This window comes from Stutzerimonas chloritidismutans, assembly GCF_038562055.1.
Taxonomy (GTDB): Bacteria; Pseudomonadota; Gammaproteobacteria; order Pseudomonadales; family Pseudomonadaceae; genus Stutzerimonas; species Stutzerimonas chloritidismutans_A.
The window spans coordinates 175,844-189,290 of record NZ_JBCFXD010000004.1 but is presented as its reverse complement, the minus strand read 5'-3'; the positions used below and the strand labels follow the sequence as shown (position 1 = coordinate 189,290).

Below are 13,447 nucleotides of genomic sequence, written 5' to 3'. Positions count from 1 at the left end.
GCCACGGTGGACATTGCCACTGTGTGGCTACCCTCGCTGCACATCGTCAACCTTTGTCTGCTTTTACGCGCTGAGCTGCAGATTCTGTTCGGTTTTCGTGCACAATAGCCGCCATATAAACAGACGCGGCATGAACGATCGCATCGGCGCTGGCCGGCTTCGCTCCTGTTCCGGCGCCCGACTATGATCAGCCAATATTCGAGAGGAACGACTGTGCATAACGTCGTCATCAGCGGTACCGGCCTTTACACCCCTGCCCAGAGCATTTCCAACGACGAGCTGGTTGAGTCTTTCAACACCTACTCGCGCCGTTTCAACGATGAGAACGCCGCGGCAATCGAAGCGGGTGAAGTACAGCCGATGCCGGAATCCAGCTCGGCATTCATCGAGAAGGCGTCGGGCATCAAGAGCCGCTTCGTCACTGACAAGGCCGGCATTCTCGATCCGGATCGGATGGTTCCACGCATTCCCGAGCGCAGCAACGACGAGTGGTCCATCCTCTGCGAGATGTCGGTCAAGGCCGCCCAGCAGGCGCTTGAGCGCGCAGGCAAAACCGCAGCCGACATTGATGGTGTGATCGTTGCCTGTTCCAACCTGCAGCGCGCCTATCCGGCCGTGGCCATCGAAGTGCAGGCGGCGCTGGGGATCAAGGGGTTCGGCTTCGACATGAACGTGGCCTGTTCTTCAGCGACTTTCGGTATCCAGAATGCCGCCAACTCAGTTCAGCTGGGGCAGGCGCGCGCGGTGCTGATGGTCAACCCGGAGATCTGCACCGGGCACATGAACTTCCGTGACCGGGACAGCCATTTCATCTTCGGCGATGCCTGCACGGCCGTTATCGTCGAGCGCGCCGATCAGGCCACTTCGCAGTATCAGTGGGACGTGGTCAGCACCAAGCTGGCGACCGAATACTCCAACAACATCCGCAACAACTTCGGCTTCCTCAATCGCACTGCCGAGGAATACATGACCAACCCGGACAAGCTATTCGTTCAGGAAGGTCGCAAGGTATTCAAGGAAGTCTGCCCGATGGTGGCTGAGCTGGTCGGCGAGCACCTGAAGGAAAACGAAATCGAGGTCGGCGAGGTCAAGCGCTTCTGGCTGCACCAGGCCAACCTCAACATGAACCACCTGATCGTGCGCAAGCTGCTCGGTCGCGATGCCAGCCCGGAAGAGGCGCCCGTCATTCTCGACACCTATGCCAACACCAGCTCTGCAGGCTCGGTGATTGCCTTCCACAAGCATCAGGATGATCTGCCAGCGGGCAGCCTCGGTGTGCTCAGCTCGTTTGGCGCAGGTTACTCGATTGGCAGCGTGATCCTGCGCAAGCGCTGATCGCAAAGCCAGCCAGCATTCCGGTAGCAGCTTCTTTCGCAACTGTCACCGCAGCGCATCCTCTCGCCGTCAGACGGCTGCTTCGCTAGCAAGCGGGTTCTTGCAAACGGATCGCACGGTTTGTAAGGAGCGAGCCGCTTGCAAACACGTTAAGCACGACTTCGCTTGAAGCCCTTGTCTCCTCCAATAAAAAGCCCCGGCATAGCCGGGGCGAAGGTGGAGCAGAGCGATTGAGGAGCTCGATCAGAAGCTGTAAACCATGCCCAGCGAGAACACGTTGATGTCATCACCAGCCGCAGCAACCTGGTAGACATCCGTGTCGTGGCCGCCCTTGATGCGATAGGCGGCGGTGTTGTCATCGTTCTTCAGCATGTTGTAAACGCCGTAAACAGTCAGTTGCTTGGACAGCTTGTGGTCCAGGCCGAGGCTCACCTGGCTGGCGCCGGTGTCGTCGGTGTCGCTCCAGTCATCAGCAGTCATGTACTGCAGCTTCAAGGTGTTGGCGCCGAACTTGTATGCAGTGTTCAGGCCCCAGGCGTCACGCTCGGCGTCGGCTTCTTCGTAGCGGTCGAACATCGCGCCCACGCTGACAGGTCCGAAGGCGTAGCTGGCAGCAAGGCGGAACGCATCGCTTTCGTACGCAACAACGTCAGCGTCAACAGTGTCTTCATCATCACCGTCGGCCTTCTCGTAACCGGCGCTAAAGGCGAGGTCGCCGATGCTGTAACCCAGCGCGACGCTGGCCAGCGAGTAATCGTTATCTTCGATATCGCCGTCTTCGGTCTCCCAGTCTTCGAAAGACGTGGCGTACATGGCGCTGGCAACCAGACCACCCATGCTCGGGCTGACATACTGGATGCTGTTCTTGGCGCGACGGTTGGCTTCGTCGGCAATGTTACGCGCATCGCCCACGGTGTCGCCGAACAGGTCAAAGGCGTTGCGGACGTTCTTCAGGGGGGTGTCCTGGTTGCCCACCAGCACCTGGCCGAAGTCGCCGGTGAGACCAACGTAAGTGTTGCGTCCAGCGAAGCTGTCTCCGCCTTCGTCAATGATGATCTTCGATTCGATCTGGTAAACAGCGTTCAGATCCGGGTTGATTTCGGTGACACCTTTGAAGCCCAGACGCGAGGAGTTGCTGGCGATGGCCAGTTCGCTGTCGGTATCGTTGTCCACGAAATCCGCCGACACGTGGGCTTTGCCGTAGATCTCCAGCTGCTTGCCGATGATTTCATAGGCGTTGGCGGTGGTCGGCAACGCAACTGCAGCGGCAATGGCGAGGGTCAGGGGGAGAAGCTTGCGTGGCATGATATTTCCTTTCTGTGCGTTCGCGGATTGGTAGCTACGCCGCCTCCGGGTCCTAACCCCCCAAGCGGCTGTCGGCAGAATGAGGGGGTGTGGTTACAGCTTTTTGCTAATTTGACGACGATTTGATGACGGTGAAGGGGTGAGATCTTCTTCTTGCTATAGCTTTGATTGCCGTAAAGAGCCCCGCGGTCGTACCTCGACCAACAACTGCTTCAGTTCCGGTTGCTTAGCCGCCAGACTAGGCATATGCCCATACAGACGCTTTCCCACCTCGCCGACTACGACTCCTCTCGCTGGGACGCGCTGCTCGGCGAACACCCGCAGCCCTTTCTCCGGCACGCCTTTCTGTCTTCGCTGGAAGACAGCGGCAGCGTCGATGCGCGCAGGGGCTGGCGTGCACAGCATCAAGTGCTGAGCGACGACCAGCGGGGAGCGATTGCGGCCTTGCCGCTGTACAGCAAGACCAACTCCAGCGGTGAGTATGTATTCGATTGGGCCTGGGCTGACGCCTGCCACCGTGCGGGTATCGAGTACTACCCCAAACTGCTCTGCGCGGTGCCGTTCTCGCCAGTGACCGGCGCGAGGCTGTTGGGTAACCGCGAGGCGGCGAGCCAATTGCTCGACCAGCTCACCACCGGCTTGGCCGAAGGGGGCTATTCGAGCCTGCACGTGAACTTCACCGAGCCGGACGCCGATGCGATTTTCCAGGGCCGTGATGGCTGGCTCGAGCGCATCGGCTGCCAGTTTCACTGGCACAACCGCGGCTACCGCGACTTTCAGGATTTCTTGGACGGTCTCACTTCGCGCAAGCGTAAGCAGCTGCGCAAGGAGCGCGAGCAGGTGGCGGGGCAGGGGATCGAGTTCGAGTGGCGCGAGGGTCACCAGGTCAGCGAACAGGAGTGGGATTTCGTCTATGCCTGTTACGCCAATACCTATCATGTGCGCGGCCAGGCACCGTATCTGACTCGCAGCTTCTTCAGCCTGCTGGCAGAGCGGATGCCCGAGGCGATCCGGGTGGTGCTTGCCTGCCAGAGCGGCCGGCCGGTGGCCATGGCGTTTAGCCTGATCAGCGCTGGCGAGCTGTATGGTCGCTATTGGGGCAGCCTTGCGGACTTCGACCGCCTGCATTTCGAAACCTGTTTTTACCAGGGGATCGATCAGGCGATTGCCGCCGGTCTGTCACGCTTCGATGCCGGAGCACAGGGCGAGCACAAGCTGATACGCGGCTTCGAGCCGGTGATCACGCGTTCCTGGCACTACCTGGAGCATCCGGGGCTGCGTGCTGCGGTCAGCGAGTTCCTGCAGCAGGAGCGGCTGGGCGTGATGCGCTATGCCGAGACAGCGCGCGATGCGCTGCCGTATCGGCAGGAATAATCTATCTGGTCTTCGACGCGGCGCTGACCCCTTCCAGGGTCGAGAAGGATGTGTCCTTGGCGGTCAAAAGGAAATCGCGCATGAACGGCGAGTCCAGCATGTCAGCGCGGATGCCCGCATAAAGGGTGGCAAACAAGCCTTTTTCACCCAGGCGTTTGGCCGTGACATAGCCGCGCGTGCTGTATTCATGCAATGCCCAGTTCGGTACGCAGCATACGCCGCGACCGGAGGCCACCAGCTGCATCATCATCACGGTGAGTTCGGACGTCCGCACCTGCGCCGGTTCGACATCGGTCGGCTCCAGAAAGCGGGTGAAGATGTCCAGACGATCTCGCTCCACCGGATAAGTGATCAGGGTTTCGCTGGCCAGGTCTTCGGCGCGTACGAACGGGCGGGGCGCGAGCCCGTGCTGGTTAGCGACGGCGAGCAGCGCTTCGTAGGTGAACAACGGCACATAGGTGATGCCCGGCAGGTCGACCGGATCGGACGTCACCACCAGATCCAGATCACCGCGCGCCAACGCCGGAAGCGGCGCGAAGGAAAACCCCGAGGCCAGGTCCAGCTCGACTTCCGGCCAGGCATCGCGGAACTGGTCGATGGTTGGCATCAGCCACTGGAAGCAGCTGTGGCATTCGATCGCCATATGCAAACGGCCCGCAGTGCCCCCAGCCAACCGGGCCAGGTCGCGCTCGGCGCTGCGCAGCTGTGGCAGCAGGCTGTCGGCCAGCTGCAACAGACGTAACCCGGCGCTGGTAAAACGCACCGGCCGCGTTTTACGGACAAACAGCTGCAAACCCAACCGTTCCTCCAGTTCCTTGAACTGATGGGACAGGGCCGACTGGGTCAGATGCAGCCGCTCGGCGGCCTCTACCAAACTGTCGGTTTCGCGCAGTGCATGAAGGGTCTTCAGGTGGCGGATTTCCAGCATGCTGGGGTCTTCCTGCTGTTTCGTTGGCGAGCCGGGGTTTTAACTCGGTGCTGAGGACGGGTGACTTGAGCCGTTCTCATCGTGGCGGCGAAGTGTGTCCCAGCGCGCCGACCTTTGTCGAGCCGGCATGTCGATCGTTGGCGTTTGAAGGGTGCGCACGGATGAGTGTGCAAAGCGGCGTCGCTATCAAATCAATCTCAAGTTTCTTTCGTTGAAATCTTGGATGCCGCGACGTACCGAATGCAGAGGGCGGGCTGTACGCCCTGGAAAGAGCCGCACTAGCAAATAACATGAAAATATCTACTGATGATCAAGAAATGCGTGAGTTTGTTTCATCGCTGCCCGGACATCACAATCCGCTCATCGAAAACGAACGAATTGGAGATCGTAATGGCTGTTGCGCATTCCCTGGGCTTCCCACGTGTTGGTGCCGACCGAGAATTGAAGAAGGCGCTTGAAGCGTATTGGAAGGGTGATCTCAGCGAGGCCGAACTGCGCCAGGTTGGCAGGGAATTGCGAGCCGCCCATTGGCAGCTGCAGGCCAATGCCGGCATCGAACTGCTACCGGCTGGCGATTTTGCCTGGTATGACCAAGTGCTGACCCATTCGCTGATGTTTGGCGTTGTGCCTGACCGCTTCCGTCCGGCCGACGGTCAGCCGACCCTGGAGACCTTGTTCGCCATGGCGCGCGGCGTAACTCACCAGTGCTGCGGCGGTGGGCAAGCGCAAGAGATGACCAAGTGGTTTGATACCAACTATCACTACCTGGTCCCCGAATTCAGCGTCGATCAGACCTTCCAGTTGTCCTGGGAACAGCTGTTCGAAGAAGTCGAAGAGGCCAAAGCGCTGGGGCATGCGGTCAAGCCGGTGCTGATTGGGCCGCTGACGTATCTCTGGCTGGGCAAGGCCAAGGGTGAGGCGTTCGACAAGCTGGCGCTGCTCGAACGCCTGCTTCCAGTCTATGGAGAAGTGCTGGAGCGACTCGCCGCGCTGGGTGTCGAGTGGGTGCAGATCGACGAACCGATCCTGGTGCTCGACTTGCCTCAGGACTGGAAGAACGCCTTCGAACGAGCCTACAACCAGTTGCAGCGCGCGCCGTTGAAGAAACTGGTCGCGACCTATTTTGGTGGGCTGGAGGACAACCTCGGCTTGGCCGCAGCGTTGCCGGTCGATGGCCTGCATATCGATCTGGTGCGGGCACCGGACCAGTACCCGGTCATTCTGGATCGACTGCCCGCCTACAAAATCTTGTCTCTCGGCCTGGTCAATGGACGAAACGTATGGCGTTGCGATCTGGATAAAGCCTTGAACGTGCTCCGCCACGCTGCAGAACGGCTGGGTGAGCGGCTCTGGGTCGCGCCGTCCTGCTCGCTGCTGCACGCGCCGGTGGACCTTGGGCGCGAAGACCAACTGGACGCCGAACTGAAGAGCTGGCTGGCGTTCGCCGTGCAGAAATGTGCCGAGGTCGCGGTGCTGGCGCGTGCGGTCAATCAGCCTGATGACGCCCTGGTACAGTCAGCGCTGCAGCAAAGCCGCGAGGTGCAGGCGAGCCGCGCACTGTCCAGCCGGATCCATAAACCCGAGGTACAAGCGCGGTTGGCCGCGATCAAGCCCAGACACAGCCAGCGGCAGTCAGGCTTTGAAAGCCGTATCGAAAAGCAGCGCGCCCGGCTGAACCTGCCGGCATTCCCCACGACCACCATAGGCTCGTTCCCGCAAACTCCGGCGATCCGCCTGGCGCGTCAGGCCTTCAAGCAGGGCAAGCTGGCGCTGACCGACTACACCGAGGCGATGCATGCCGAGATTCGCCACGCGGTCGCCGTCCAGGAGCAATTGGGACTGGACGTGCTGGTGCATGGCGAGGCCGAGCGCAACGACATGGTCGAGTACTTCGCCGAGCAACTGGATGGCTATGCCTTCACCCGTTTCGGCTGGGTGCAGAGCTACGGCTCGCGCTGTGTGAAACCAGCCGTGATCTACGGCGACCTGAGCCGCCCGACAGCGATGACGGTGGAATGGATTCGCTACGCTCAGCAGCAGACCAGCAAGGTCATGAAAGGCATGCTGACAGGCCCGGTGACCATGCTGATGTGGTCCTTCACTCGCGAGGATCTCACCCGCGAGCAGCAGGCCCGGCAGCTGGCGCTGGCGATCCGTGACGAGGTCTGTGACCTGGAGGCTGCGGGCATCAAGATCGTCCAGATCGACGAAGCGGCCTTTCGCGAAGGCTTGCCGTTGCGCCGTTCCCAATGGGGGCACTACCTGGACTGGGCAGTCGATGCGTTCCGACTGTGTGCCAGCGGCGTGCGCGACGAGACGCAGATCCACACGCACATGTGCTACAGCGAGTTCAACGATGTGATCGAGGCGATCGCCGCCATGGACGCCGACGTCATCACCATCGAGACCTCGCGCTCGCACATGGAGTTGCTGGAAGCGTTCCGCGCCTTCGACTACCCCAACGACATCGGTCCTGGCGTGTACGACATCCACTCGCCACGGGTGCCAGACACAGCAGAGATGGTGCAACTGCTTCAGAAGGCCAGCGAGCGAATCCCGGCAGAGCGGCTCTGGGTCAATCCCGACTGCGGCCTGAAAACCCGCGGGTGGGCGGAAACCGAAGCGGCGCTGGTCAACATGGTCGCGGCGGCTCGCCAGTTGCGGACCGCGAACCGGGCCAAGGTGGCCTGACCGCTGGTTTGAGGGTAGGCCGGACCGGCCTAACGGCCGGTCAGTGCTGCAGTAGCTTCGGCCCGCACGCTGTGCGGGCCGTTGGGTTTTGGCTAATGTAGTGGCCTTTCCTCGACGATTCCTTTCGCCATGACGCCCGCTATCGATCTGCTGAAAAAGGCCAAGGCCGAGCACCGCATCCACAGCTACGAACACGATCCCAAATCGGCATCCTATGGACTCGAAGCCGCTGAGAAGCTTGGCCTTGAGGCGGCACGAGTGTTCAAGACACTGCTCGCCTGCAGCGAAAAGAATGAACTTTTGGTGGCTGTCGTGCCGGTTGCCGGTTCGCTTGATCTCAAGGCGCTGGCGCAGGCGGCCAAGGTGAAGAAGGTCGACATGGCCGATCCCATGGCGGCGCAACGTGCCACCGGCTATCTGGTCGGCGGGATCAGTCCGCTGGGGCAGAAGAAGCGGCTACGCACGTTTATTGACGTGTCGGCGCAGGCGCAACCGAGCATCTATGTCAGCGCCGGGCGGCGAGGGCTGGAGGTGGAGTTGGCGGCTGAGGTGCTGGCCGAGCATACCGCAGGCTGCTTCGCCCCAATCGGAAGAGGCTGAGGGCAGGAAGGATCAGAGCGGCGGAAGAATTTCACCGAGATCGGTGGAGTTGATGCCTGGGACGTGAATTTCGTTGTTGACCAGTTGCTGGCCTTCCATCTGCGGCTGAGTCACCCAGGTCAGGATGTCGTAGTAGCGGCGGATATTGGCCACGAAATGCACCGGCTCGCCCCCGCGCGCGTAGCCGTAGCGCGTTTTGGTGTACCACTGTTTCTGCGCCAGCCGAGGCAGCATCTGCTTCACGTCCAGCCACTTGTTTGGGTCCAGACCTTCGCTTTCAGCCAGTTTGCGCGCATCTTCCAGATGGCCGCCGCCGACGTTATAAGCGGCAAGCGCGAACCAGGTGCGGTCCGGCTCCTTGATGCTGTCAGGCAGATTGGCATGAACCCGGGCGATGTATTTGCCACCGCCCTGGATGCTTTGAACCGGGTCGAGCCGATTGTTTACGCCCATGGCCTTGGCCGTGTTGAGCGTCAGCATCATCAAGCCGCGCACGCCGGTCTTGGAGGTGGCTTCGGGCTGCCAGTGGGATTCCTGATAACCGATGGCGGCAAGCAGGCGCCAGTCGACGCCGTGCTCCTTGGCCGTTTCGCGGAATACCTTTTCATAGCGAGGCAGGCGCTGCTGCAGGTGCTTGGCAAAGGCATAGGCGCCAACATAGCCGAGCACGTCGACGTGACCGTAATAGCGTTCCCGCAAGCGTTGCAGGGTTCCGTTCTCCTGGGCCTGGGTGAGGAACTGGTTGGCAGCTTCAAGCACGCTGTTGTCTTCGCCCTTGCCCACGATCCAAGCCAGGCTGCTTTGCTCACCGAGATCGAATGCCGCTCGTGCATTGGTGAAGTAGACCTGATTCAGTGCCAGTTCATTGGACTCGACCAGCGTCAGGTCCACCTGGCCCTCATCGACCATGCGCAGCAGGTCGACCACTTCCACAGCATCCGATTCTTCGTAGCGCAGATCGGGGAGTTCGCTCTGCAAAGCCTTGAGCTTTTCCGCCTGACTGCTGCCCTTGAGCACCAGAATACGTTTGCCAACCAGGTCTTCGGGTTGGGTCGGACGACGCTGCCCTCGGCGATAGACCACCTGAGTGGTGACGTCCAGGTAGGGTTGGGTGAAGCGCGCCAGGTCCTTGCGCCCTTCGCTGGCCACCAGGCCGGCGGCTGCCAGGGTTGGGCCGCCAGGGCGGTTGAGGCGGGTGAAGATTTCTTCGATGCTGTCGGCGGTTTCGATCTGCAATTTGACGCCGAGATGGCTGGCGAAGCGCTTGACCAGCTCATACTCGAAGCCGGCTTCGCCGTTGCGATCCTGGAAATAGGTGGAAGGACTGTTGCGGGTGATCACGCGCAGGACGCCTTCCTCCTTAATTCGCTCGAGTGCGCTGGGCGGTTCAGCGCAGCTGCTGAGCATCAGGAAGAGTCCGGCCGCCAGCAACCAAGAGGCGCAGCGTTTGCGGAATGCAGTGTGGGCAAACATCGTCGCAGTATACGCAAAGGCGAACCGCCACCATATCTCGACAGGATCGACGGACTTTGCTAAGCGAAGCGACACTCCTCGAAGCCAGTGCCATTAGCGGCTTGGCTGCTGGTCGCACGCAGACCAAAACTGTGTCGGAACATTGCTGCAGCGTTCAAGCGCGATGAAGTCGAGACGACAAGCGGTGCGCTTGCGGATGTTCGTTTCGCTAGAGCGGCCTTGTCCTGACGGGTTTGGCGCAGGAGAATCCAAACGTCTTTTCAAGAGCCCGCTGCATGAGCACCGCTGCTATCAAACCTTGGTTCGTCTATCTTGTACGCGCCGCCAACGGCTCGCTCTATTGCGGGATAAGTGATGACGCACAGCGCCGCTTCGCGGCTCATCAGGGTGGGCGCGGGGCGCGGTTCTTTCACTCCAGTCCAGCGGTGGCGCTGGTCTATGTCGAGAGGCTTGGCAGCAAGGGCGACGCGCTTCGGCGTGAGCGCGCCATCAAACAAATGAAGAAGTCTGCGAAAGAGGCACTGGTCTGTGCTCAGTCCGGTAGCGATCCGGTGAATGTCCAGGCAATCAGCTGAACGGGTAGGCTGCCTCCGTTGGCGCGAGTAAGCTGCCGGTCTACCTAACGACTGGCGGAGCCTGCAATGCACGAAGTGATCCTGCACCACTATCCAACCTCGCCCTTTGCCGAAAAAGCGCGGCTGATGCTGGGTTTCAAGCAGCTTTCCTGGCGCTCGGTGCAAATTCCTCCGGTGATGCCAAAACCGGATCTGACCGCGCTGACAGGTGGCTATCGGCGGACGCCGGTGCTGCAGATTGGCGCGGACATCTATTGCGACACCGCATTGATTGCGCGTCGTCTGGAGGCCGAGAAAGCCACACCGGCGCTGTTTCCGGAAGGACAGGAGTTCGTCGCGGCTACGCTGGCGCAGTGGGCTGACTCGGTGCTGTTTCTGCATGCTGTGAGCTTGGTGTTCCAGCCTGAGTCTATGGCGATGCGTTTCGCTCAAGTGCCCAAGGCGTTCATCGAGGTGTTCAGCAAGGACCGCGCTGCGTTGTTCAGCAGCGGCTCGGCGGCTCGGGTTCCGCTGGAGCAGGCGAAGAACCATTGGCCGGTCCTGATGGCGCGCCTACAACAGCAACTGGCGCGTGGTAACGGAGAGTTTCTGCTTGGCAGCGCACCCTGCGTGGCTGATTTCTCCGTCGCCCATTGCCTCTGGTTCCTCAAGGGCACACCGGTGACGGCGCCGCTGATTGACGCCTATCCGGACGTAGCAGCCTGGCTGGGTAAAGTGCTGGCCGTGGGGCATGGCTCACTGTCCGAGCTGTCAGCCGAGGACGCCGTCGCTATCGCCCGCGAGGCAACGCCGGCCGATCTTCCGGATGAGCCATTCTCTGAACCCAACGGGTTCGAAGCGGGCCAGGCCGTGACCATCTCCGCAGTGGACTACGGCACCGATCCTGTCGAGGGTGAGCTGGTCTTCGCTGGCGTGGAAGAGTTGATTCTGCGACGTGAGGATGAGCGTGCTGGCGTCGTGCATGTGCACTTCCCGCGTATGGGTTATCGCATCGACGCGCGTTGATGTATCGGGCCCGCGCACATGTGTTGCGCGGGCCTCCATCGACGCTCGTCAGAGCGCGATGAACAGCAGTGTCACGCCCAGCAGCAGGCGATAGATCACGAAAGGCAGCATGCCCAGCGCGTCGAGCGCCTTGAGGAACAGCTTGATGCAAAGGAAAGCGGCTATGAACGACAGTGCTGCCCCGATGAAAATGTCATTCCACGGCGCAGCTTCACCTGACTGAGCCAGTTCGACCGCTTTCAGGCCGCCTGCGGCGAGAATCAGCGGTATCGACAGCAGAAAGGAGAAGCGTGCAGCAGTCTGCCGGGTGAAGCCGAGCAACAGGGCCGCAGTCATGGTGATACCCGAGCGCGATGTACCGGGAATCAGTGCTAGCGCCTGGGCAAAGCCGATGATCAGTGCGCTTTTCCAGGTCAGCTGGTCCATTTCGGCGACACGTCGGCCTTTGACGTCGGCGTACCACAGCAGCAGGCCAAAGATGATGGTCGTTGCCGCAATGAACAGCATCGAACGGGTGTACTGCTCGATATAGTCTTCCAGCAGCAAGCCGATGATTCCGGCTGGCAGGGTGCCAATGATAATCGCCCAACCCAGACGGCTTTCGGCACTGACCTGCCGACGGAACACATGCGCCAGCCAGCCGCGGGTGGTCGCGATCACTTCGTGACGGAAGCAGATCAATACGGCGAGCAATGTGCCGACGTGCACCGCAACGTCGAATGCCTGGCCCTGGTCGGGCCATCCAAGCACTTGCGAAGGAAGGATCAGGTGGGCGGAAGAGGAAATCGGGAGAAATTCGGTAATGCCCTGCACCAGGGACAGAATAATCAGGTGAAGCCAATCCATTGTGATTCCTTAGCCGTTACGGATAGAGCGGGGGGTTGCGGCAGCGATAAGCAGCCATCTGACTGGCAGATGGCCGTTTCATTCCAGCGGGAAGGCAGATTTTCGTAGCGAGAGTGCCTTGCGCGGGTTTGGCCCAGAGCCTCAGCAGCCTCCGACCTGAACAGGCGTCGCTGCCCGGCGCCTTATCCCTTGCGGCGCTTGAGTTGATCGGTCAGCTGCGTCGGCAGGTTGCGAATGATCAACATGTCGCGGGCTTCGTCGTACTCGACTTTCGAGCCCAGCAGATGTGATTCGAAGCTGATCGACAGCCCCTCGGCACGCCCGGTGAACCGCTGAAACTGGTTCAGGGTGCGCTTGTCAGCGGGAATCTCCGGCGAAAGGCCATAGTCCTTGTTGCGGATGTGGTCGTAGAAGGCGCGTGGCCGCTCCTCGTCGATAACGCCGGACAATTCCTCCAGTGACATCGGTTCGCCGATCTTGGACTGACTGCTGGCGTAACCCACCAGTGCGCTGGTTTTCTCACGTGCCTTTTCGTCGGGCAGGTCTTCGCTCTCGACGTAATCGCTGAAGGCCTTGAGCAGCGTGCGCGTTTCGCCCGGGCCGTCGACGCCTTCCTGGCAACCGATGAAGTCGCGGAAGTACTCGGACACCTTCTTGCCGTTCTTGCCCTTGATGAATGAGATGTACTGCCTGGACTGCTTGTTGTTCTTCCACTCGGAGATGTTGATGCGTGTCGCCAGATGCAGTTGGCCCAGGTCGAGGTGTCTGGCTTCGGCCACATCCAGTGCGTCGGTCACGGTCACGCCATTGCTGTGATGCAGCAGGGCGATCGCCAGGTAATCGGTCATACCTTGCTGGTAGTGAGCGAACAGCACGTGGCCGCCGGTTGACAGGTTGGACTCTTCCATCAGCTTCTGCAGATGCTCGACCGCCTGGCGGCTGAACGCGGTGAAGTCCTGATTGCCTTCAATGTACTGCGCGAGCCAGCCGCTGAAGGGGTAGGCGCCGGATTCCTCATGGAAGAAGCCCCAGGCTTTGCCCTGCTTGGCGTTGTAGCTCTCGTTGAGATCGGCCAGCAGGTTCTCGATGGCCTGGGAATCACCCAGCTCCGAGTCCCGGGCATGGAGAACGGCAGGCGTGCCGTCCGGCTTTTTTTCGATCAGGTGAACGATGCAGTGGCGAATCGGCATGGGGTACTCGCGTCGGGAAAGGCAGACAGGCGGCAGTTTACCCGAGCAGCCCCGTCGCTCGTCGTCCAAGGAATAAAAAGGGGAGGTGGATGACGAGGTGGTTGCGAGTAAGATGGATCCCCCTC

11 protein-coding genes are annotated in these 13,447 nt (G+C 60.7%); 6 read left to right on the top strand and 5 right to left on the bottom strand.

From position 1 onward, the window contains the following. Window positions 1-213 precede the first annotated feature (213 nt). A complete protein-coding gene (locus AAGW23_RS09010; protein WP_342406131.1) occupies window positions 214-1,335 on the top strand; it encodes a beta-ketoacyl-ACP synthase III in 1,122 nt (373 codons plus the stop codon). A gap of 243 nt (window positions 1,336-1,578) precedes the next feature. Here the strand turns inward: AAGW23_RS09010 and AAGW23_RS09005 are convergent, their stop codons facing one another. Then, window positions 1,579-2,640 (bottom strand): porin, encoded by a 1,062-nt coding sequence (locus AAGW23_RS09005; RefSeq protein WP_128118822.1) that lies wholly within the window; start codon window positions 2,638-2,640, stop codon window positions 1,579-1,581. Between the two features lie 246 nt (window positions 2,641-2,886). On the opposite strand from AAGW23_RS09005, the gene AAGW23_RS09000 reads away from it, so the two are divergent. Beyond that, complete coding sequence (locus AAGW23_RS09000; RefSeq protein ID WP_148926521.1) at window positions 2,887-4,014, top strand: GNAT family N-acetyltransferase; 1,128 nt, start codon at window positions 2,887-2,889, stop codon at window positions 4,012-4,014. A 1-nt stretch (window position 4,015) separates the two neighbouring features. Here AAGW23_RS09000 and metR read toward each other — a convergent pair whose 3' ends face one another. Further along, complete coding sequence (gene metR / locus AAGW23_RS08995) at window positions 4,016-4,942, bottom strand: transcriptional regulator MetR (RefSeq protein ID WP_148926520.1); 927 nt, start codon at window positions 4,940-4,942, stop codon at window positions 4,016-4,018. A 390-nt stretch (window positions 4,943-5,332) separates the two neighbouring features. Between metR and metE the strand changes: the two genes are divergently transcribed. Next, the gene (metE, locus tag AAGW23_RS08990; protein WP_342406130.1) at window positions 5,333-7,633 is read left to right on the top strand and encodes a 5-methyltetrahydropteroyltriglutamate--homocysteine S-methyltransferase; all 2,301 of its coding nucleotides are present in this window, start codon (window positions 5,333-5,335) and stop codon (window positions 7,631-7,633) included. A gap of 129 nt (window positions 7,634-7,762) precedes the next feature. Beyond that, a complete protein-coding gene (gene ybaK / locus AAGW23_RS08985) occupies window positions 7,763-8,233 on the top strand; it encodes a Cys-tRNA(Pro) deacylase (protein ID WP_342406129.1) in 471 nt (156 codons plus the stop codon). 12 nt (window positions 8,234-8,245) lie between these two features. Here ybaK and mltF read toward each other — a convergent pair whose 3' ends face one another. Further along, window positions 8,246-9,706, bottom strand: a complete 1,461-nt coding sequence (gene mltF / locus AAGW23_RS08980) for a membrane-bound lytic murein transglycosylase MltF (RefSeq protein ID WP_319298849.1) — start codon at window positions 9,704-9,706, stop codon at window positions 8,246-8,248. Between the two features lie 275 nt (window positions 9,707-9,981). On the opposite strand from mltF, the gene AAGW23_RS08975 reads away from it, so the two are divergent. After that, window positions 9,982-10,281, top strand: coding sequence for a GIY-YIG nuclease family protein (locus AAGW23_RS08975; RefSeq protein WP_342406128.1), 300 nt, complete (start codon window positions 9,982-9,984; stop codon window positions 10,279-10,281). A gap of 66 nt (window positions 10,282-10,347) precedes the next feature. Next, window positions 10,348-11,286, top strand: a complete 939-nt coding sequence (locus AAGW23_RS08970; RefSeq protein WP_148926516.1) for a glutathione S-transferase family protein — start codon at window positions 10,348-10,350, stop codon at window positions 11,284-11,286. A 48-nt stretch (window positions 11,287-11,334) separates the two neighbouring features. On the opposite strand, the gene AAGW23_RS08965 is transcribed toward AAGW23_RS08970, so the two are convergent. Next, window positions 11,335-12,132, bottom strand: a complete 798-nt coding sequence (locus tag AAGW23_RS08965) for an undecaprenyl-diphosphate phosphatase (protein ID WP_102835884.1) — start codon at window positions 12,130-12,132, stop codon at window positions 11,335-11,337. A gap of 182 nt (window positions 12,133-12,314) precedes the next feature. Then, entirely contained in the window at window positions 12,315-13,322 is a 1,008-nt protein-coding gene (yejK, locus tag AAGW23_RS08960) for a nucleoid-associated protein YejK (RefSeq protein ID WP_342406127.1), read from the bottom strand. Window positions 13,323-13,447 lie beyond the last annotated feature (125 nt).

Excerpts from the sequence above, each read along its gene's own strand:
- yejK (WP_342406127.1), bottom strand. The coding sequence starts at position 13,322 with ATGCCGATTCGCCACTGCATCGTTCACCTGATCGAAAAAAAGCCGGAC.
- AAGW23_RS08970 (WP_148926516.1), top strand. The coding sequence starts at position 10,348 with ATGCACGAAGTGATCCTGCACCACTATCCAACCTCGCCCTTTGCCGAA.
- ybaK (WP_342406129.1), top strand. The coding sequence starts at position 7,763 with ATGACGCCCGCTATCGATCTGCTGAAAAAGGCCAAGGCCGAGCACCGC.
- AAGW23_RS09000 (WP_148926521.1), top strand. The coding sequence starts at position 2,887 with ATGCCCATACAGACGCTTTCCCACCTCGCCGACTACGACTCCTCTCGC.
- AAGW23_RS08975 (WP_342406128.1), top strand. The coding sequence starts at position 9,982 with ATGAGCACCGCTGCTATCAAACCTTGGTTCGTCTATCTTGTACGCGCC.
- AAGW23_RS08965 (WP_102835884.1), bottom strand. The coding sequence starts at position 12,132 with ATGGATTGGCTTCACCTGATTATTCTGTCCCTGGTGCAGGGCATTACC.
- metE (WP_342406130.1), top strand. The coding sequence starts at position 5,333 with ATGGCTGTTGCGCATTCCCTGGGCTTCCCACGTGTTGGTGCCGACCGA.
- metR (WP_148926520.1), bottom strand. The coding sequence starts at position 4,942 with ATGCTGGAAATCCGCCACCTGAAGACCCTTCATGCACTGCGCGAAACC.
- mltF (WP_319298849.1), bottom strand. The coding sequence starts at position 9,706 with ATGTTTGCCCACACTGCATTCCGCAAACGCTGCGCCTCTTGGTTGCTG.
- AAGW23_RS09005 (WP_128118822.1), bottom strand. The coding sequence starts at position 2,640 with ATGCCACGCAAGCTTCTCCCCCTGACCCTCGCCATTGCCGCTGCAGTT.